Source organism: Pseudomonas sp. NPDC077451, assembly GCF_044543345.1.
Classification (GTDB): domain Bacteria; phylum Pseudomonadota; class Gammaproteobacteria; order Pseudomonadales; family Pseudomonadaceae; genus Stutzerimonas.
The window spans coordinates 66,211-86,650 of sequence record NZ_JBITVX010000005.1 but is presented as its reverse complement, the minus strand read 5'-3'; the positions used below and the strand labels follow the sequence as shown (position 1 = coordinate 86,650).

At 58.7% G+C, this 20,440-nt stretch carries 18 protein-coding genes and 1 pseudogene; 14 read left to right on the top strand and 5 right to left on the bottom strand.

The features are described from left to right. Positions 1–97 precede the first annotated feature (97 nt). The 4 genes from murA (at position 98) to hisC (ending at position 4,725) form a co-directional block, all read left to right on the top strand. Positions 98–1,363: a UDP-N-acetylglucosamine 1-carboxyvinyltransferase gene (murA, locus tag ACIGHL_RS10275; RefSeq protein ID WP_446697542.1), complete on the top strand. Its 1,266-nt coding sequence runs from the start codon at positions 98–100 to the stop codon at positions 1,361–1,363. A 115-nt stretch (positions 1,364–1,478) separates the two neighbouring features. After that, positions 1,479–2,108, top strand: coding sequence for an ATP phosphoribosyltransferase (gene hisG / locus ACIGHL_RS10270; protein ID WP_045424748.1), 630 nt, complete (start codon positions 1,479–1,481; stop codon positions 2,106–2,108). 131 nt (positions 2,109–2,239) lie between these two features. After that, positions 2,240–3,550 (top strand): histidinol dehydrogenase, encoded by a 1,311-nt coding sequence (hisD, locus tag ACIGHL_RS10265; RefSeq protein WP_446697543.1) that lies wholly within the window; start codon positions 2,240–2,242, stop codon positions 3,548–3,550. 119 nt (positions 3,551–3,669) lie between these two features. Beyond that, positions 3,670–4,725, top strand: a complete 1,056-nt coding sequence (hisC, locus tag ACIGHL_RS10260) for a histidinol-phosphate transaminase (protein WP_446697544.1) — start codon at positions 3,670–3,672, stop codon at positions 4,723–4,725. Between the two features lie 255 nt (positions 4,726–4,980). Here hisC and algW read toward each other — a convergent pair whose 3' ends face one another. Then, complete coding sequence (gene algW, locus ACIGHL_RS10255; protein WP_045424755.1) at positions 4,981–6,138, bottom strand: Do family serine endopeptidase AlgW; 1,158 nt, start codon at positions 6,136–6,138, stop codon at positions 4,981–4,983. A 214-nt stretch (positions 6,139–6,352) separates the two neighbouring features. Here algW and ACIGHL_RS10250 point away from each other — a divergent pair, with 214 nt between their 5' ends. The 3 genes from ACIGHL_RS10250 to cysN all read left to right on the top strand — a co-directional run bounded on the left by ACIGHL_RS10250 (position 6,353) and on the right by cysN (position 10,117). After that, a complete protein-coding gene (locus tag ACIGHL_RS10250) occupies positions 6,353–7,111 on the top strand; it encodes a Nif3-like dinuclear metal center hexameric protein (RefSeq protein ID WP_446697545.1) in 759 nt (252 codons plus the stop codon). A gap of 177 nt (positions 7,112–7,288) precedes the next feature. Beyond that, positions 7,289–8,206 carry a sulfate adenylyltransferase subunit CysD gene (gene cysD, locus ACIGHL_RS10245; protein ID WP_446697546.1) on the top strand — a complete coding sequence of 306 codons (918 nt, stop codon included), beginning with the start codon at positions 7,289–7,291 and terminating at the stop codon, positions 8,204–8,206. 12 nt (positions 8,207–8,218) lie between these two features. Next, on the top strand, positions 8,219–10,117 hold the full coding sequence (gene cysN / locus ACIGHL_RS10240; protein WP_446697547.1) for a sulfate adenylyltransferase subunit CysN: 1,899 nt from the start codon (positions 8,219–8,221) through the stop codon (positions 10,115–10,117). A gap of 417 nt (positions 10,118–10,534) precedes the next feature. Here cysN and ACIGHL_RS10235 read toward each other — a convergent pair whose 3' ends face one another. Then, positions 10,535–10,972, bottom strand: a complete 438-nt coding sequence (locus ACIGHL_RS10235) for a YtoQ family protein (protein ID WP_128120034.1) — start codon at positions 10,970–10,972, stop codon at positions 10,535–10,537. Between the two features lie 339 nt (positions 10,973–11,311). Here ACIGHL_RS10235 and ACIGHL_RS10230 point away from each other — a divergent pair. Continuing rightward, positions 11,312–11,862 (top strand): annotated as a pseudogene (locus tag ACIGHL_RS10230) (REP-associated tyrosine transposase). A 203-nt stretch (positions 11,863–12,065) separates the two neighbouring features. Here the strand turns inward: ACIGHL_RS10230 and ACIGHL_RS10225 are convergent. After that, positions 12,066–12,521: a pilin gene (locus ACIGHL_RS10225; protein ID WP_128120033.1), complete on the bottom strand. Its 456-nt coding sequence runs from the start codon at positions 12,519–12,521 to the stop codon at positions 12,066–12,068. Positions 12,522–12,748: 227 nt separating this feature from the next. Between ACIGHL_RS10225 and pilB the strand changes: the two genes are divergently transcribed. From pilB to yacG, 5 genes are all read left to right on the top strand, one after another. After that, positions 12,749–14,452 (top strand): type IV-A pilus assembly ATPase PilB, encoded by a 1,704-nt coding sequence (gene pilB / locus ACIGHL_RS10220; RefSeq protein WP_128120032.1) that lies wholly within the window; start codon positions 12,749–12,751, stop codon positions 14,450–14,452. Between the two features lies 1 nt (position 14,453). Beyond that, positions 14,454–15,671 (top strand): type II secretion system F family protein, encoded by a 1,218-nt coding sequence (locus ACIGHL_RS10215; RefSeq protein ID WP_128120031.1) that lies wholly within the window; start codon positions 14,454–14,456, stop codon positions 15,669–15,671. A 2-nt stretch (positions 15,672–15,673) separates the two neighbouring features. Beyond that, positions 15,674–16,540 carry a prepilin peptidase gene (locus tag ACIGHL_RS10210; RefSeq protein ID WP_128120030.1) on the top strand — a complete coding sequence of 289 codons (867 nt, stop codon included), beginning with the start codon at positions 15,674–15,676 and terminating at the stop codon, positions 16,538–16,540. Between the two features lie 359 nt (positions 16,541–16,899). Then, positions 16,900–17,508, top strand: coding sequence for a dephospho-CoA kinase (gene coaE, locus ACIGHL_RS10205; protein WP_128120170.1), 609 nt, complete (start codon positions 16,900–16,902; stop codon positions 17,506–17,508). Then, entirely contained in the window at positions 17,505–17,702 is a 198-nt protein-coding gene (yacG, locus tag ACIGHL_RS10200; protein WP_128120029.1) for a DNA gyrase inhibitor YacG, read from the top strand. The genes coaE and yacG overlap by 4 nt, the downstream gene beginning before the upstream one ends. Positions 17,703–17,755: 53 nt before the next feature. On the opposite strand, the gene ACIGHL_RS10195 is transcribed toward yacG, so the two are convergent. Both ACIGHL_RS10195 and ACIGHL_RS10190 read right to left on the bottom strand, forming a co-directional pair. Next, positions 17,756–18,448, bottom strand: coding sequence for an energy-coupling factor ABC transporter permease (locus ACIGHL_RS10195; RefSeq protein WP_128120028.1), 693 nt, complete (start codon positions 18,446–18,448; stop codon positions 17,756–17,758). Between the two features lie 93 nt (positions 18,449–18,541). After that, a complete protein-coding gene (locus ACIGHL_RS10190) occupies positions 18,542–19,579 on the bottom strand; it encodes an NADP(H)-dependent aldo-keto reductase (protein WP_128120027.1) in 1,038 nt (345 codons plus the stop codon). Positions 19,580–19,999: 420 nt separating this feature from the next. Between ACIGHL_RS10190 and rplM the strand changes: the two genes are divergently transcribed. Continuing rightward, on the top strand, positions 20,000–20,428 hold the full coding sequence (gene rplM, locus ACIGHL_RS10185) for a 50S ribosomal protein L13 (protein WP_019342644.1): 429 nt from the start codon (positions 20,000–20,002) through the stop codon (positions 20,426–20,428). Positions 20,429–20,440: the final 12 nt, after the last annotated feature.

The following is a 20,440-nucleotide window of genomic DNA, read 5'->3' as shown; positions in this document are numbered from 1 at the left end:
GGTCATAACAGGCATCTCTACAGTCCGTGCGCGACCGTCAAAATCGTGCGCGACTCTTCTTCGCCAGTGCTTCGAGCCTGCGGTAACGGGAACATTCATGGATAAATTGATCATCACCGGCGGTGCCCGCCTCAACGGCGAGATCCGCATCTCCGGCGCCAAGAACTCGGCCCTTCCGATTCTGGCCGCTACCTTGCTCGCCGATACACCGGTAACCGTCTGCAACCTGCCGCACTTGCACGACATTACCACCATGATCGAGCTGTTCGGTCGCATGGGTGTGCAGCCGGTCATTGACGAAAAACTCAGCGTTGAAGTCGACGCCAGCAGCATCCAGACGCTGGTCGCGCCGTACGAACTGGTCAAGACCATGCGTGCTTCGATCCTGGTTCTGGGGCCAATGGTGGCTCGGTTCGGCGAAGCCGAGGTGGCCCTGCCCGGCGGCTGTGCCATCGGCTCACGTCCGGTGGATCTGCACATACGTGGCCTGGAGGCAATGGGCGCACAAATCGACGTCGAAGGCGGTTACATCAAGGCCAAGGCGCCAGCTGGCGGCCTGCGCGGTGCGCACTTCTTCTTCGATATAGTCAGCGTGACCGGTACCGAGAACATCATGATGGCGGCGGCATTGGCCAATGGTCGTTCTGTGCTGGAGAACGCTGCGCGTGAGCCTGAGGTGGTCGACCTGGCCAACTTCCTCAACGCCATGGGCGCACAAGTATCCGGCGCCGGTACCGACACCATCACCATCGACGGTGTGAAGCGCCTGGGTGGCGGCCGTTATAGCGTGATGCCTGATCGCATCGAGACGGGCACCTACCTGGTGGCCGCTGCCGCCACTGGCGGGCGCGTAAAACTCAAGGATACCGATGCGACGCTGCTCGAGGCGGTGTTGCACAAGCTCGAAGAGGCTGGTGCCCACATCGACACCGGGAGCAACTGGATCGAGCTGGACATGAAGGGCAATCGGCCAAAAGCGGTGAATGTCCGCACAGCGCCTTATCCTGCGTTTCCGACCGATATGCAGGCGCAGTTCATTGCCATGAACGCGATCGCTGAAGGCACTGGGACGGTTATCGAGACGGTGTTCGAGAACCGCTTCATGCACGTTTACGAAATGAATCGCATGGGTTCGCAGATTCTTGTCGAGGGCAATACCGCTATCGTGACCGGCGTACCCAAGCTCAAGGGTGCTCCGGTCATGGCGACCGACCTGCGCGCGTCAGCGAGCCTGGTCATCGCGGGCCTGGTGGCTGAAGGCGATACATTGATCGACCGCATCTACCACATCGACCGCGGTTACGAGTGCATCGAGGAAAAGCTGCAATTGCTGGGCGCCAAGATTCGCCGCGTACCGGGCTAACTGAGGGAATAGGCTAGGGTTGCCGGCTCGATGTTGGCAGCCCACCGCCGAGGTCTGCAATTGCCCGGGCCGATGCCAAGGTCGCCATCAATAGGCTTCAAGGAATAAACCGTTCATGCTCACCATCGCCCTGTCCAAAGGCCGCATCCTCGACGATACGCTGCCGCTGCTCGCCGCCGCCGGTATCGTCCCCACCGAGAATCCGGAAAAAAGCCGTAAGCTGATCATCCCGACCACGCAAGATGATGTGCGCCTGCTGATCGTGCGTGCCACGGATGTACCGACCTATGTCGAGCACGGCGCCGCGGACCTTGGCGTCGCGGGCAAGGACGTGCTGATGGAATACGGCGGGCAAGGGCTGTACGAGCCGCTGGACCTGCGGATCGCCAACTGCAAGTTGATGACGGCCGGAAAGGTCGGTGCAGCAGAGCCCAAGGGACGTCTGCGGGTTGCGACCAAATTCGTCAACGTCGCCAAGCGCTACTACGCCGAGCAAGGGCGGCAGGTCGATATCATTAAGCTCTACGGCTCAATGGAGCTTGCGCCTCTGGTGGGGTTGGCAGACAAGATTATCGACGTCGTCGACACCGGTAATACGCTGCGCGCCAATGGGTTGGAGCCCCAGGAACTGATCGCCATGATCAGCTCGCGCCTGGTGGTCAACAAGGCCTCAATGAAGATGCAGCATGCGCGCATCCAGGCCCTGATCGATGCGCTCCAGAGCGCCATTGCCCACCACGAGTGATCAACAGCCGGGCGGTACACGGCCGGCCAGCCTATCCGCGTCATAGCCTAAATATCCAGGTGCCCGCGCGGTCGGCTTGTTAGTCTAGGGCGCCTGACTATCGCTGTACTCATCCCTTCATGAGGCCCGTTATGACCGCTCCCATCGACATCCGCCGACTCAATGCAGCTGATCCCGATTTCGCGCGACACCTGGATCATCTGTTGAGCTGGGAAAGCGTGTCCGATGATGGTGTCAATCAGCGGGTGCTGGAGATCATCAAGGCCGTCCGCGAGCGTGGCGATGCCGCACTGGTGGAGTTGACCCAGCGTTTTGATGGCCTTGAAGTCGCCTCCATGGCTGACCTGATTTTGCCGCGTGAGCGGCTTGAACTGGCGCTTACACGGATCAGCCCGGCCCAGCGCCAGGCGCTGGAAGCTGCCGCTGAACGTGTCCGCCTCTATCATGAAAGGCAAAAGCAGGAATCCTGGACCTACACCGAAGCTGACGGCACCGTGCTTGGTCAGAAAGTCACGCCGCTTGATCGCGCGGGCCTGTACGTGCCAGGTGGCAAGGCATCGTATCCATCGTCAGTGCTGATGAACGCCATCCCCGCGAAGGTTGCGGGGGTGCCGGAGGTCGTGATGGTGGTCCCCACTCCGCGCGGTGAAATCAACGAGCTGGTGCTGGCTGCCGCGTGCATCGCTGGCGTCGATCGGGTATTCACCATCGGTGGGGCTCAGGCTGTCGCTGCGCTGGCCTACGGAACCGAAAGCGTCCCGCCAGTCGACAAGATTGTCGGGCCAGGCAACATCTATGTCGCGACGGCCAAGCGCCACGTATTCGGCAAGGTCGGTATCGACATGATCGCCGGCCCATCCGAGATTCTGGTGGTGTGCGACGGCCAGACCGATCCCGACTGGATCGCCATGGATCTGTTTTCCCAGGCCGAGCACGACGAAGATGCGCAGTCGATTCTGGTCAGCCCGGATGCAGCTTTCCTCGACCGGGTCGCTGAAAGCATCTCCCGTTTGCTGCCGACCCTTGAACGTAGCGAAATCGCTCGCGCCTCGCTGCAGGGGCGCGGGGCATTGATTCAGGTTGCTGACATGCAGCAGGCGATTGATGTCGCTAATCGCATCGCGCCCGAGCACCTCGAGCTATCAGTGGCTGAACCCGATGCGTGGCTGCCGCAGATTCGACATGCGGGAGCGATTTTCATGGGGCGTTACACAGCCGAGGCGTTGGGCGATTACTGCGCTGGGCCGAATCATGTCTTGCCAACCTCGGGCACTGCGCGATTCTCGTCACCCTTGGGCGTGTACGATTTCCAGAAACGCTCCTCGATCATCAACTGTTCGGCTGAAGGTGCATCCGAGCTGGGCAAAGTCGCATCGGTACTCGCGCGGGGTGAGTCTCTTACCGCTCACGCACGCAGCGCCGAGTACCGAATCAAGGGGTAACTGTAACCAAGCGGAGCGGATGAGGCTTCGCTTGTTCTGTCTTGCCACCCGACCGGTAGGGAACGCCTCACCGATTCCCCCCGGCGGCAATCGATCATTTTCTGAGGAGAGAAGGGCGGATGAGCAAATTCTGGAGTCCCTTCGTAAAAGAGCTAGTTCCCTATGTGCCCGGTGAGCAGCCGAAGCTGACCAATTTGGTCAAGCTCAACACCAATGAGAACCCCTACGGCCCTTCGCCCAAGGCGCTCGCAGCGATGCAGGCCGAGCTGACCGACAACCTGCGCCTGTATCCAGACCCGAACGGTGAGCGACTCAAGCGCGCCGTCGCTGATTACTATCACGTCCGGCCGGACCAGGTTTTCGTCGGCAATGGCTCGGACGAGGTACTGGCCCACGTCTTTCACGGGCTCTTCCAGCATGGCAAGCCGCTGCTGTTTCCCGACGTAACCTACAGCTTCTACCCGGTCTATTGCGCCCTGTATGGCATCGCCTATGAGGCTATCGCGCTGGATGACAAGTTTCAGATCGAGCTGGCCGATTACGCTCGGCCAAACGGGGGAATCATTTTTCCCAATCCCAACGCGCCGACAGGTTGCCTGCTGCCGCTTGAGGCCATCGAGCGGCTGCTGCAGAAAAAACCCGATTCGGTCGTTGTGGTCGATGAGGCCTATATCGACTTCGGCGGTGAGTCGGCAATCGCATTAGTGGATCGTTACCCGAACCTGCTGGTCACCCAGACATTATCCAAATCTCGCTCCCTGGCAGGGCTGCGTGTGGGTCTTGCGGTAGGGCATCCGGATCTGATTGAGGCGCTGGAGCGCATCAAGAACAGTTTCAACTCCTACCCGCTGGACCGCATCGCCATTGCCGGCGCTGCGGCTGCGTTCGAAGACCGCGCTTATTTTGAGCAAACCTGCCAGCAGGTGATCGCCAGTCGCGAGGCCGTGACGGTTGCGATGCAGGCGTTAGGCTTTGAGGTGCTGCCCTCGGCAGCGAACTTCATCTTCGCCCGGCATCCGCAGCGCGACGCTGCTGCGCTGGCAGCCGGGCTTCGCGAACACGGCGTTATCGTGCGGCACTTCAAGCAGGGGCGCATCGAACAGTTTCTGCGGATCAGTATCGGGGCGCCGGAGCAGAATCAGGCATTACTCGATGCGCTAAAGCACATCGGCTAATCCGGCGCGCTGCAAGCGTCCAGTCACATTCAGCTGCTATCTCCGGCGTCGGTGGTAGCAGCGACTAGTTCGATCGTATCGCCGTCCCCGAACACTCCGCTCGGCGAAGACCGGGCAGGAGTGTTTCGTTCCTACAGTGGCCTCTCTGCTCAGTTGAATTACCGCTACGGTTTTTCGCCTCACTGCGAACGCAAAGCCTGGGCCTGCTCGAGCGTCGAGTACGCCCCCCGCTTGATGCTTGGCCGAACGAGCGGGCTATTGCGGAGCTTTCTCCACCAACGGCCGCATGCCCACCTCGGCCGTCAACGTCAGCGGCTTGCCGTTACGCAGAATGTCGATATCGATTTTGTCCCCGGGTCGCACCTGGGCAACCTGGTTCATTGAACTGCGACCATCGCTTGCCTGCGCACCATCGATGCTGAGGATGAGGTCGCCCGGCAGCAGACCAGCGCGTTCAGCCGGCCCATCGCGGTAGACACCAGCAACAACGATTCCGGGCCGACCGGCTTGGCCGAAGGACTCTGCCAGTTCCGGTGTGAGCGATTGCACCTCGACACCTAGCCAGCCGCGAATGACTTGGCCATGCTCGATGATGGATTTCATTACGTCCATGGCGAGCTTCACCGGGATGGCGAAGCCGATGCCCTGTGATCCGCCGGACTCGGAGATGATTGCCGTGTTTATGCCGATCAGGTGGCCGGCAGTATCCACCAGCGCACCACCCGAGTTACCGCGGTTGATCGCCGCGTCGGTCTGGATGAAGTCCTCGTAAGTATTGAGACCCAGCTGGTTACGGCCGGTTGCGCTGATAATGCCCATCGTCACGGTTTGCCCCACGCCGAACGGATTACCGATCGCCAGCGTCACGTCCCCGATGCGAATGCCATCCGAGCGGCCGATGGTGATCGCAGGCAGGTCCGCCAGGTCGATCTTGAGCACCGCTAGATCGGTCTCAGGGTCGCTGCCGATTACCCGTGCCAGGGTCTCCCGACCATCGCGCAATGCCACGACGATCTGTTCCGCATTCGCCGTGACGTGGTTGTTGGTCAGCAGGTAGCCTTCCGGGCTCATGATCACCGCCGAGCCCAGGCTCGATTCCATGCGGCGTTGACGCGGCAGGTTGTCCCCGTAGAAGCGCCGGAACAGCGGATCGTCCTTAAGCATGGGCGGCTGGCTGGCGCTATCAATCACCTTGGTGGTGTAGAGATTAGCCACTGCGGGCGCAGCGCTGCTGACTGCGTTGGCATAGGAGTAAGGGCCTTGCTGGGGGATGCCGATCAGCGGCGCTTGCTGCAGGCTGTACTCCGGCTCGGCGCCGAGCCCTACCAGATGCGGGTAGCGCTGAATGATCAGCAGGGCCACTAGCAGGCCTACCAGCAACGGCCAGCCAAAAAAACGCAGGGCATTGATCATCGCGATGTGACGTCCGAGCAGGTTGCGGAGGGCGAGAGCGCCTCTTAAGGTGGCGGCATTATACGAAGCTGGCTGTGAAATGCAGCCTTGCCGGCGGCAAAACTGCAACGCACCGTCTAGAACGGTTAATCCGCAACATTTTCTGATGTTGTCTCGTCTGTTTTTTCGTTAATAACGCCGCTTTCTAGTCACTGATTCCGTAGGAGGATGCTGCATGGCCGTCGCGCTGACCACTCTGGTCGATGAATCCGACCGCTTCCTGAATGCTGCGAAGATTCCCGATTATTGTCCTAACGGCTTGCAAGTGGAGGGGCGCCCGCAGGTACAGCGCATCGTCAGCGGCGTCACCGCTAGCCAGGCGTTGCTGGATGCAGCTGTCGAGGCGCAAGCCGATGTGGTGCTGGTGCACCACGGCTATTTCTGGAAGAACGAAGATCCGCGGGTAGTTGGGATCAAGCAGCGCCGGCTGAAAACCCTGCTCAGCAATGACATCAGTTTGCTTGCCTATCACCTGCCACTCGACGTCCATCCCGAGGTAGGTAACAACGTGCAGTTGGCGCGCCTGCTCGGGTTGACCATTGAGGGCGCTTTGGAGCCGGATAATCCTCGTTCGGTCGGGCTTGTGGGCGCCCTCGACACGCCGCTTATGCCGGCTGATTTCATGCGTCGAGTTCACGCTGCGCTTGGGCGTGAGCCGCTGATGGTCGAAGGGCCTGGCCTGATCAGGCGGATTGCCTGGTGCACTGGCGGTGCACAGGGCTATATCGATCAAGCGGTAACTGCAGGCGTCGATGCGTACCTGACGGGAGAAATTTCGGAGCCCACGGTGCATATCGCACGCGAAAACGGACTGAGCTTTTTCGCCGCCGGTCATCACGCCACTGAGCGGTATGGCGTTCAGGCACTGGGTGAACATCTGGCGAAGCGGTTTGCCATCGAGCATCTGTTTATCGATTGTCCAAATCCCGCGTGACGCGGCGCCTTCGAAGGCTGCGGGGCTGTGTGATTCGGAAAGTAGGGAAGGCTTCGCCCGGCATAAAGCTAGAGCATTTAGATCTAACAGGCGTCCTGATTAGAATCTAATGCCGTGCTAAAGTTGCGCCTCGTTCCGGCCGTGCCGGCCGTCCCATCTGCAAATTCGTGAGTAGCCATGGTCGACAAACTGACGCATCTGAAACAGCTGGAGGCGGAAAGCATCCACATCATCCGTGAGGTGGCCGCCGAGTTCGACAATCCGGTGATGCTCTATTCCATCGGTAAGGATTCGGCCGTGATGCTGCATCTGGCGCGCAAGGCCTTCTTCCCTGGGCGTCTGCCGTTTCCGGTGATGCACGTGGATACGCGCTGGAAGTTCCAGGAGATGTACCGGTTCCGCGAGCAGATGGTCAACGAGATGGATCTGGACCTGATCACGCACATCAACCCGGATGGCGTGGCGCAGAACATCAACCCGTTCACCCATGGCAGCGCCAAGCACACCGATATCATGAAAACCGAGGGCCTCAAACAGGCGCTCGACAAGCACGGCTTCGATGCAGCTTTCGGCGGAGCCCGCCGCGACGAAGAGAAGTCTCGTGCCAAGGAGCGCGTCTACTCCTTCCGCGACAACAAGCACCGCTGGGACCCAAAGAATCAACGCCCGGAACTCTGGAACGTCTACAACGGCAACGTGAAGAAGGGCGAGTCCATCCGCGTCTTCCCCTTGTCGAACTGGACCGAACTGGACATCTGGCAGTACATCTATCTGGAACAGATCCCGATCGTGCCTTTGTATTTCGCCGCCGAGCGCGAGGTGATCGAGAAGAACGGTACGCTGATCATGATCGACGACGAGCGCATCCTCGAGCACCTCACCGACGAGGAGAAGGGACGCATCGAGAAGCGCATGGTCCGCTTCCGTACCCTTGGCTGCTACCCATTGACCGGTGCGGTGGAATCGACGGCGTCAAGCCTTCCCGAGATCATCCAGGAAATGCTCCTGACGCGTACTTCCGAACGTCAGGGCCGTGTCATCGACCACGATGGCGCAGGTTCGATGGAAGAAAAGAAACGTCAGGGCTACTTCTAAGGATTCCGCACCATGTCTCATCAGTCTGATTTGATCAGCGAGGACATCCTCGCGTACCTGGCGCAGCACGAGCGCAAAGAGCTCCTGCGCTTTCTCACTTGCGGCAACGTCGACGACGGCAAGAGCACCCTGATCGGGCGCCTGCTGCACGACTCCAAGATGATTTACGAAGATCACCTCGAAGCCATTACCCGCGACTCGAAAAAATCCGGCACCACGGGCGATGACGTCGATCTGGCGCTGCTGGTCGACGGCCTGCAGGCCGAGCGCGAGCAGGGCATTACCATCGATGTCGCCTATCGCTATTTCTCCACTGCCAAGCGCAAGTTCATCATCGCCGACACCCCCGGCCATGAGCAGTACACGCGCAATATGGCCACCGGTGCATCTACCTGCGACCTGGCGATCATCCTGGTCGACGCCCGCTACGGCGTGCAGACCCAGACCAAGCGCCACAGCTTCATCACCTCGCTGCTGGGCATCAAGCACATCGTCGTGGCCATCAACAAGATGGACCTGATGGACTTCGACCAGTCCGTATTCGAGCGAATCAAGGCCGATTACCTGGCCTTTGCCGAACGTATCGAGCTCAAGCCGTCGTCTCTGCACTTTGTGCCGATCTCCGCGCTCAAGGGCGATAACGTGGTCAACCGTTCCGAGCGCGCGCCTTGGTATGAAGGGCAGTCGCTGATGGAGATTCTCGAGAGCGTCGAGATCGCTGGCGACCGCAATTTCGACGACCTGCGCTTCCCCGTGCAGTACGTCAACCGTCCCAACCTCAACTTCCGCGGCTTTGCTGGCACGCTGGCAAGCGGCATCGTGCGCAAGGGCGATGAAATCGTTGTACTGCCGTCCGGCAAGCGCAGCACGGTCAAATCCATCGTGACCTACGACGGCGAGCTGGAGCAGGCGACACCAGGCGAAGCGATCACTCTGACGCTGGAAGACGAGATCGACGTCTCCCGTGGTGACATGCTCGTGCATGCCGACAACCTGCCGTGCATCACTGACAGTTTCGACGCCATGCTGGTTTGGATGGCTGAAGAGCCGATGCTGCCGGGCAAGAAATACGATATCAAACGCGCCACCAGCTACGTGCCGGGCTCCATTGCCAGTATCACCCATCGCGTGGACGTGAACACGTTGGAGCATGGCCCGGCCAGCAGCTTGCAGCTCAACGAGATCGGACGGGTCAAAGTCAGTCTGGACGCTGCGATTGCGCTGGATGGATATGCGCGGAATCCAGCTACTGGCTCGTTCATCATCATTGACCGCCTCACCAACGGCACCGTCGGCGCAGGCATGATCATCGCCGAGGCTGTTGCTCATGGTTCGTCCGACCATCACGGTGCGCTGGCTCATGTATCCACCGAAGAGCGTGCAAGCCGTTTCGGTCAGCAGCCCGCTACTGTGCTGTTCACCGGCCTGTCCGGCGCCGGCAAGAGCACGCTGGCCTATGCGGTTGAGCGCAAGTTGTTCGACATGGGCCGCGCTGTGTATGTGCTGGATGGCCAAAACCTGCGTCACGACCTAAACAAGGGGCTGCCGCAGGACCGTGCTGGGCGGACCGAAAACTGGCGCCGTGCCGCCCATGTGGCGCGTCAGTTCAACGAGGCCGGTCTGCTGACCCTCGCCGCGTTCGTCGCTCCAGATGCCGAAGGTCGCGAACAGGCCAAGGCGTTGATCGGCACCGATCGGGCTATCACCGTTTATGTTCAGGCTTCACCGCAGGCCTGCCAACAGCGCGATCCGCAGGGGCTGTATGCAGCTGGCGGCGACAACATTCCGGGTGAGTCCTTCCCCTACGATGTGCCGGTGAACGCTGATCTGGTGATCGACACCGAGTCGCTTTCGGTCGAGGAGAGTGCAAAGCAGGTTATCGATCTGCTGCGTACGCGTGGAGCCATCTAAGCGAGCTATCTGTCGCAACGAAGCGCCCTGCAGAAGCAGGGCGTTGAGGCTGACGAACCCCGCCCACTGGCGAGGTTTTGTATTTGGGCAGTGTGGTGTATTGGGTGTCTCGTCTCGGAGAGAGGCGCAAGACATTGATGGGGCTTCGGTCCGCTTCGCCGCGGGTCGCGCCTCCCACAAAAAAGCAGTCCGTTGCTTTGCTTTGTGGACGGGCTGGCCCAGCGCACCCATTGGCTCACCGACTGCACTCGCCGCGACGTAGCCACTCCAAAGATCGTGACGCACCGGCCGTTTGGTGGGAGGCCCGCCCCGGGGCGAAGATTTTTAGCTTATCGGTCCCCGAATTTTCTGTAGATGAAGGCCTTGTTCGTCATGCGGGAAGTGTTACGCAAATTGACCGCAACCTGCCTGAACCGGCTATTGCACTACGTATCTCAGGATTTCCACGACCTGTTCGGTGGTGGTGGCCCAAGCCATGGCAGCCGCATCGACCTCCTTCAGCGGGTGCACGATGTCGGCGTCATGCAGCGTGACATAAGGCTTGCCCAGCGCCGCGCAGTAACCGGCATCGAACGCCGCGTTCCACTGCTTGTACTTGTCGCCAAAACGCACCACCACAAGGTCCGCTTGCTGGATCAGCGTCTGGGTGCGGATTGCATTGACCTTGGACGACTTGTGGTCGCGCCAGAAGGCGTTGGGCTCGACGCCTAGGCAATCACCGGCGGCATCGCTGGCTTCGTGATCGGTTACGGCTGAGGTGAATCGAACACCCAATCCGGCTGCGGCAGCGCCACGCTTGATCTCGTCACGCCAGTCGGTGTGAATTTCGCCGGACAGGTAAACGGTAAAGCTCATGAGTCCTCCAGAAAAAATTTTCGTTTTGTATTGAAATCGGTATATAGACGCCGAATTACGCCATAGCACTCGGCGACGGGCATGATCGAACGACGCTGGACGGCGGCTTTGGGTGAACAGGCCGCCGCTGGTGTATCGCTTGTCGGCAAGGCTTGCCTGCAAGAATAGGCGGAGTATAGCGGGGCGACTCTCCGCGTGGCCCGAGCGATCGGCACCGTAGGGCGGGTGAAACCCGCATGGCATGGCTCTGCGATGGCGAGTTTCGCTTACCTTGCCCGCTTGTTGCGGCTCGACACTGAATCGTTCAGGATCGTTATCCGTTCAAACAAGGATGTTTGCATGTCTCGTTTTCGTCGCGCAAGAGTAGCCGGAGGGTGCTATTTCTTCACTGTGATTGCGGAGCGTCGCCAGCCAATCCTTGCTAACCACGACATGCGTCTGGCCTTGCGCGAGGCTATTACCCAGGTTCGACAGGTATTGCCGTTTCGTATCGATGGGTGGGTGTTGCTGCCTGATCATCTCCACACGATCTGGACGTTGCCTGAGGGCGATGCCGATTTCTCCAATCGTTGGCGCTTGATCAAACGTCACGTGACCCGCACCTGTGGATCGAAGTATTTTCGACCTGACTTTCTCACGCAGCGGCGCTCGTCCAAGCAGTGCGGGACCTTATGGCAGCACCGGTTTTGGGAGCACCTCATTCGAGACGATCAAGACTTCCGCCAGCACATGGACTATCTGCACGCTAATCCGGTTAAGCACGGTTAGTTGGCTCTATTGCTGACTGGCCGTGGTCGTCGTTCCATCGTTGGGTCGAGCGAGGTGTGTATCCAGCAGATTGGGCCGGCACTTCAGGAAAAGCGGATGGCTGCATCTCTGATGTTGAATAAGCGTACGGGTGCAACCCGCCGATAGCAGGTCGGCGCGACGCGAATCGTCATCCAGAGAGCAACCGATTGTTCCGTCATGTTTGGCCATGTTCCGGTGATCCTATAAAACAAAACCCCGCCGGTGAGGGCAGGGTTTTAGGTTTCGGTCAGGCGATGTGTAACCGTGCGGGTTTCACCCGCCCTACAGGGCTACAGGGCTGAGTTTACACACCCTCGGTGCAGCTCTTAAAATACTTGCCAAGACCAGTGCCAACCTTGCAAGTCCAGCTTGCACTCCCCCCATTCTCTGCACGCGTAAAAGTAACGGTTTGTGCCTTGATGTTGGAGTTTATGTCTGAGGTGTTAACTGTCTTAATTGCGACGGTGCAGGCAGGAGCAGTGCCGGCAGTTGTTACTGACTCAACATACTTGCCCTTCATGTCTGCAGCTTTGGGAATGTCACCCACTGCAGCCGATGTGTTAGCTGGGCACGCTCCGGTTCCGAGCGACTCCTCCATACGGGTCTTCAAACCGTCCATCATTACAAACACTTCGGATGCTTGAGCCCGTGCCGTGTAATCCTGATAAGCCGGCAACGCCACCGCAGCCAGAATCCCGATAATCGCCACAACGATCATCAGTTCAATCAGGGTAAAACCTTTTTGCATCTGAGCTTTCATGTGTTTCTCCTTGAAATGTTCAGGCAGTTGAGCCTGCTCTCACCATTGCAGCCGGCGTGCCAACTTGTTTACCCCACAAAACACGCCGCTCTCAGAGAATGTGTGAACCGTGCACGGTGCCTGGATTCGCGCCCTTCTGACAATTCTTGTCACCTGGCTCGACGGCATTTGGCACCCTCCCTTATCTACGCTATAAGGCGTGGCATTAATACGGGAGAACCACGCCCATGACGGACAATATCGCCCTATCCGGCCTGGCCAAGCAGATGGTGCTGACCGGCCTGCTCGACGACAAGACTGCACTGCAAGCGCAACAGCAGGTGGCGCGTAACAAGCTGTCGCTGGTGACCTATGTCGTGCAGAACAAGCTCGCCAATGGCCGGGCGGTCGCTGAACTGGCCGCTGAACAGTTTGGTGTCGCGTACATGGACCTCAATGCGTTGGATAAGGAGATCCAATTAAAGGACGTTGTGTCTGAAAAGTTAGCGCGCCAGCATCGTGTATTGCCGCTGATTAAGCGCGGCCATAAGCTGTTCGTGGCGGTATCGGATCCGACCAATCAGCAGGCCGTAACAGACATTCAGTTCAGCACCGGGCTGACCACCGAGGCGATACTGGTCGAGGACGACAAGCTCGGGCTGGCCCTCGACAAGTTTTTCGAAAACGCAACCTCCGGGCTGGAGGATCTCGGTGATGTCGACTTGGACGGGGTCGATGTTCAGACCGTGTCGGATGATTCAGCGAATGATGACGCAGGCGAGGCCGCCGACGACGCTCCGGTCGTTCGCTTCGTCAACAAGATGCTGCTTGACGCCATTCGTGGCGGCTCTTCCGACCTGCACTTTGAACCTTATGAAAAAGCATTTCGCGTACGCCTGCGTACGGATGGCATCTTGCATGAAGTGGCGCGGCCACCGATCCAGCTCGCTCCGCGTATCTCAGCACGCCTAAAGGTTATGGCCGGGCTGGATATCTCGGAGCGCCGAAAGCCGCAGGACGGCCGAATCAAGATGAAGTTATCCAAGACGAAGTCCATCGACTTCCGCGTAAATACGCTGCCGACCTTGTGGGGCGAAAAGATCGTGATGCGGATTCTCGACCCCTCCAGTGCGCAAATGGGCATCGATGCGCTGGGGTATGAGGAAGATCAGAAACAGCTGTACATGAATGCGCTCAAACAGCCGCAGGGCATGATTCTGGTCACTGGCCCGACGGGTTCGGGCAAGACGGTATCGCTGTATACGGGGCTGAACATTCTCAATACGGTGGATGTGAATATATCCACCGCCGAAGACCCGGTGGAGATCAACCTGGAGGGTATCAACCAGGTCAACGTCAACCCTCGTCAGGGCATGGATTTCTCCCAGGCGTTGCGGGCGTTTCTGCGCCAAGACCCGGACATCATCATGGTCGGCGAGATCCGTGACCTTGAAACCGCCGAAATCGCGATCAAGGCGGCACAGACGGGCCATATGGTGATGTCGACGCTGCACACCAACAGCGCCGCCGAAACCCTGACGCGTCTGCGCAACATGGGCGTGGCGGCCTTCAACATAGCCACCTCGGTGAACCTGATCATTGCCCAGCGCCTAGCGCGCAAGCTTTGCAACACGTGCAAGAAAGAAGTGGAGCTGCCCCGCGAATCCCTACTGGAAGAGGGCTTCCCTGCCGATAGGATCGGAACCTTCAAGATTTACGGCCCGATAGGCTGTGAAAATTGCAAAGGCGGATACAAGGGCCGTGTCGGTATTTATGAAGTGGTTAAAAACACGCCGGCACTGGCCAGGATTATCATGGAAGACGGCAACTCCATCGACATTTCCACCCAGATGCGTAAAGACGGCTTCAATGACCTGCGTACCTCGGCTCTCGTAAAAGCCATGCAGGGCGTGACCAGCCTGGAAGAAGTCAACCGGGTGACCAAGGACTAACATGGCGCAGAAAGCTATAAAAACCAGTGTCTTCGCCTGGGAAGGTACCAACAGGCAGGGCGCAAAGATTAAGGGCGAGCTTAGCGGCGTCAGTCCGGCGATGGTCAAGGCGCAACTGCGCAAGCAGGGCGTCAATCCGCAAAAGGTGCGCAAGAAATCGGCTTCGCTGTTCAGTGCCGGCAAAAAGATCAAGCCGATGGACATTGCCCTGTTCACCCGGCAGATGGCGACAATGATGAAGGCCGGCGTGCCGCTGCTGCAGTCGTTCGACATCATTGGCGAGGGTTTCGATAACCCGAACATGCGCAAGCTTGTGGATGACCTCAAGCAAGAGGTCGCCGCCGGCAACAGTTTCGCCACCGCGCTGCGCAAGAAGCCGCAATATTTCGATGATCTCTATTGCAATCTGGTCGATTCGGGCGAGCAGTCCGGCTCCCTGGAAACCTTGTTGGATCGCGTTGCGACCTACAAGGAAAAGACCGAGGCGCTGAAGGCCAAGATCAAGAAAGCGATGAACTACCCGGTCGCGGTTGTGCTGGTTGCGGTGATCGTGTCGGCCATTCTGCTGATCAAGGTGGTTCCACAGTTCCAGGACGTGTTCGCTAACTTCGGCGCCGAACTGCCGGCGTTTACCCTGATGGTCATCGGGCTGTCAGAGGCCTTGCAGGCCTGGTGGCATCTGGTATTGCTTGGCCTGTTTGGTGCTGCTTATGCCTTCAAAACGGCGCATAGCAAGTCCGAGAGTTTTCGTAACTGGTTCGATCGGTTCCTGCTCAAAATGCCGATCGTGGGGGACATCCTCTACAAGTCAGCGGTGGCGCGGTTCGCGCGGACCTTGGCGACTACTTTCGCGGCCGGTGTGCCGCTGGTAGATGCGCTGGACTCGGTAGCCGGCGCTACAGGCAACGTGGTGTTTCGCAATGCTACGATGAAGGTCAAGAGCGATGTGTCCAGCGGTATGCAGCTGAACTTCTCCATGCGCACCACTGGGACCTTTCCGAGCATGGCCATCCAGATGACCGCCATCGGCGAAGAGTCCGGCTCGCTGGATGAAATGCTGGCGAAGGTTGCGACCTTTTACGAAGACGAAGTGGACAATATGGTGGACGGGCTCACTGCACTCATGGAGCCGATGATCATGGCGGTATTGGGTGTGCTGGTGGGTGGTTTGATCATTGCCATGTACCTGCCGATCTTCCAGCTTGGGGCTGTCGTCTAACAATGGATTTGGTGACTTTCCTGGCCAGCAACACGCTGGCCTTTGTTTTATGCGCGCTGGTGCTGGGGCTGCTGGTGGGCAGTTTTCTCAACGTGGTGATCCACCGCCTGCCGATCATGATGCAGCGGGACTGGCGCGCTCAGGCGCGTGAGTTTCTGGAGTTGCCGGTCGAGCCGACTGCGACCTTCAATCTGATTCTGCCTAACTCTCACTGCCCGCAGTGCGATCATGAAATACGACCTTGGGAAAACATTCCCTTGGTCAGCTGGTTAGCGCTGCGTGGCAAGTGCTCGTCGTGCCGTACGCCGATCAGCAGTCGCTACCCCTTGGTCGAGTTGCTCTGCGGTCTTTTGTCCGGCTATGTAGCCTGGCACTTTGGCTTTTCCTGGCAGGCCGGGGCGATGCTGTTACTGACTTGGGGCTTGCTGGCGATGAGCATGATCGATGTCGATCATCAGTTGTTGCCTGATTCCCTTGTGCTGCCACTGCTTTGGCTGGGCTTGATCGCTAACCATTTTGGTTTGTTTGCGCCGTTGCCTGATGCAGTGTGGGGGGCGGTTGCTGGGTATCTCAGTCTGTGGTCGGTGTACTGGTTGTTCAAACTGGTGACCGGTAAGGAGGGCATGGGCTATGGCGACTTCAAGCTGCTGGCGATGCTGGGCGCTTGGGGTGGCTGGCAAGTTTTGCCGCTGACCATTCTTCTCTCGTCCGTCGTGGGTGCGGTCCTGGGAACTATCATGCTGCGCATGCAAAAGGCGGACAGCGGCGCGACCATTCCCTTCGGCCCGTACCTCGCGATTGCGGGTTGGGTCGCGCTGCTCTGGGGTGATGAGATCACGTCGGCCTATCTGCTGTTTGCCAGGTTCTAGCGGTTGGTTATCCAGGGCCGGTTCGCTTTAGCGGTTTCCCGTTTCGCAAGTTGGCCACCCCGCTCACCAGCTGTGGAGTGATAGGCTGGCCGCATAGGCAGCAGCTCGTTGCTGGTCTCACTTCTGATAGCTGTTTGTAACACCGTGAATCCAAATAAGTGCACAGCGACGTCGAATCCCCACCATCGCTCAATAGGCTGCAACGTGTTGCATTAGTGTGACGTTCGCTCCCTTGGCGAATGCCAGCTTCCTCAGTTCTGAAAAGGTCGATCCATTCGATCGGGCATTTACCTTGCGCTTGCATCCTCGGATTTCAGACGTTACTACTGCGCGTCGTTTTATCCTTTGGACGGATCGTGATGAAGCCTTGGGTGCTTGGTTTGACCGGTGGTATCGGTAGCGGCAAGAGTGCGGTTGTGGAAGCGTTCGGCCGCCTCGGGGTGCATTGGGTCGATGCTGATCATGCTGCGCGCTGGGTTGTCGAGCCAGGCCGGCCGGCCCTGGGGATGATTGTCGAACGGTTCGGTGAAAGTGTTCTCGCGTCCGATGGTGGTCTGGATAGAGCGGCACTGCGTGAGCGGGTGTTCCGTGAGCCGGAACAGCGCAAATGGCTTGAACAGCTATTGCATCCGCTAATACGCCAGGAGACCGCTGAGCACCTCGCTCGGGCTAGCTCGCCGTACGCGATCATGGTCTCGCCGCTATTGGTGGAGTCCGGTCAGTACCAGCAGGTTGCTCGCGTGTTGGTGGTTGATGTACCAGAGGCGTTGCAGTTGGAGCGCGCCATCCAGCGTGATCAATCCAGCGAAGCGCAGATCCGTGCCATTCTCAAGGCACAGGCCAGTCGCGAAGAGCGTTTGCGCCATGCTGATGATGTGCTGGTCAATGATCGGGACCGGGCCTGGCTGGAGAGTGAGGTTAGACGTTTACATGATTTTTATCTGACGCTAAGAGGAGGTCAGGAATGAGTATTCCTGTTGTCGAATGCCCAACATGCGGCGCGCCGGTCGAATGGAGTGTCAAAAGTGCGAATCGACCTTTCTGTTCGGAGCGGTGCAAGCTGATCGACTTAGGTGCCTGGGCATCGGAGGAGCATGCGATCCCGGGTAATGAGCTTGAGGATGATCTGTTTTCCGACGATATGCCGCCGCGCCAGCACTGAGGGCGCGTTCGCGTCGCGGCTTGGTTGTGCGGCTGGCTAGCGCTACGGCTTACTCACATATCATCGTTGCTGTCGTCTTTCCAAGGAGCTTGCAAGTAGCGACTGCGGTTGAAAGTTTCCATCCAGTCCGGATAGAAAACCACTAACGCACTGACGACCGCGCCGTTGATAAAAGCCTCGGGAAACATCACCAGCCAGATGTACCCGGCGAAGTCATCCAGCCAGGGAGGCATTGGATAGAGGCCGTCGATTAGCAAGATTCCGAGCCCTGCCAAGATGCAGATCAGGGTCGCGAGGCCGGCCGCAAAAAAACCCGAAAAGAATATATAGACGAATAGATTGCGAGGCTGGGTGCGCTCCACGGCGATCGCGCAAGCTTCGGTGACCGTCACGGGTATCAATACCAGCAGCACGCCATTCAGGCCGAGGGCAACCAGTTGCTGGTGGCCTGTGACCGTCAATCCAAGTTGGGCGATAAAGGCAGCGAGAATCGCCAAGGGCCAGTCAAGCAGTAGCGTGACCGCCGTCAGTCCAATGAAGTGGAAAGATAAACCCGAATCGAAGTCACGGCGGACCAACCAAAGCAGAAAGATCGCCAGGACCGCACCGAACAGCAGGTGCTGGCGCCGCGTATCGCTGAACAGCTCGACCCAGGGCGCACGCATGCAAGCCCATATCAGTCCGGCGGCATAGAGCAGCCATCCCAGCACAAGGCTGGTCGGCGCGAGCAGTTCGGCAGCGATCATCTACGGGCTCCTCACGCAAGAGGCTGACTTGGTGGTCGCATCGACAAGGCTTGCGCCTTGTTTCGGTCAGCGGATAGTTGGTTCAAGAGTTCCTCAAGGGGCGGGGTTGGGTTGTTCGGTGTGAATTGCTTCGATGGCTTCGAGCACCTCTGCTGATAATTGCAGTTCGGTGCTAGCGAGATTGCTTTCCAACTGTTCGATTGAAGTGGCACCGATAATGTTGCTGGTTACAAAAGGCTGTTGGGTCACATAGGCCAGTGCCATTTGTGCAGGGTCCAGGCCATGCTCCCTGGCAAGCGCCACATACCGGGAGCATGTCGCCTGCGATTGTGGGTTGGCGTAGCGAGCGAAGCGGCTGAACAGCGTCAGGCGTGCTCCGGCTGGCCGCGCGCCTTGCTCGTACTTGCCGCTGAGCATGCCGAAGGCCAGCGGAGAGTAGGCGAGGAGTCCGCACTGCTCGCGCATGGCAATTTCGGCGAGCCCGACCTCAAAGCTTCGATTGAGCAGGTTATAGGGGTTCTGAATGGATACGGCGCGCGGCCAACCTCGGGCTTCCGCGATCTGCAGGAACTTCATGGTGCCCCACGGCGTTTCGTTCGACAGGCCGATATGGCGGATCTTGCCGGCCCTTACTTGCTCGTCTAGCACTTCCAGGGTTTCTTCGATTGGCGTGAAGTCCTGATCCTGGTGACGGTAGCCGAGCTGGCCGAAGAAGTTTGTGCTGCGCTCCGGCCAATGCAGCTGATAAAGATCTATCCAATCCGTTTGTAGGCGCTGCAGGCTCGCATCCAGTGCAGCAACGATGTGCTGGCGGTTCATCTTCAGGTGACCGTCGCGGATGTGGCTGATGCCGTTGCCGGGGCCGGCGATCTTGCTGGCCAGGATCCAGTCGGCACGATTACCGCGTGCCTTGAAGTAGTTACCTATGTAGCGCTCAGTGGTGGCATAGGTGTCCGGCTTCGGCGGTACCGGGTACATTTCGGCGGTGTCGACGAAATTGATACCGGCAGCTTTCGCGCGGTCCATCTGGGCGAAAGCTTCGCTTTCATTATTCTGCTCGCCCCAGGTCATAGTGCCCAGGCAGAGGGCTGTGACATTGAGTTCGGTACGGCCGAGTTGGCGCTGTTCCATGCGGTGTCCTTGCGTTTGAAGAGTTCTCAGATTGGGATGGTAGCGCAGGCGGTAAGTTTCTTGTCTTCGCCTGCAGCGATGGTGCCATCGTCGCGGTAGCTGGTAGCAGGTAGCAGGTAGCTGGTAGCTGGTAGCGTCGATTGGATCGCGATGCGTCGTACCAATGCGCGGAAGGCCGAGAAGCTGCTTGCTATTTGGCTGGTAATCCGGATAATTCCGCAGCCTGTCGCCGGGGATGCCTAGCCCGTTGACGCAAAAACAAGGTAGGGGATGCCTAGCCTACCGAACACTGCCGTAGCGGACGCGCTGACCCGAGCCCCCGATAGCGTCTGTTTCCGGCTGTCCTGGTCTTGCCAGGGCGAGCACCATTCAGTAAGATTCGCCGTCTTATTTTCAGGGCGGCCCCTGAGGCTATAACGAATGAAGACTTTTACTGCTAAACCGGAAACCGTCAAGCGCGACTGGTTCGTCGTCGACGCTGCCGGCCAGACCCTGGGTCGTCTGGCAACCGAAATCGCTAGCCGCCTGCGTGGCAAGCACAAGGCGGAATATACCCCTCACGTCGATACCGGTGATTACATCGTCGTTATCAATGCCGAGCAAGTGCGTGTTACCGGTGCGAAAACCACCGACAAGATGTACTACTCTCACTCCGGTTTCCCGGGTGGCATCAAGTCGATCAACTTCGAGAAGCTGATCGCCAAGGCGCCAGAGCGTGTGATCGAGACCGCGGTCAAGGGCATGCTGCCTAAGAACCCGTTGGGTCGCGACATGTACCGTAAGCTGAAGGTGTATAAGGGTGCTAATCATCCGCATACCGCTCAGCAGCCCCAAGAACTGAAGATTTAACGGAATAGTTCA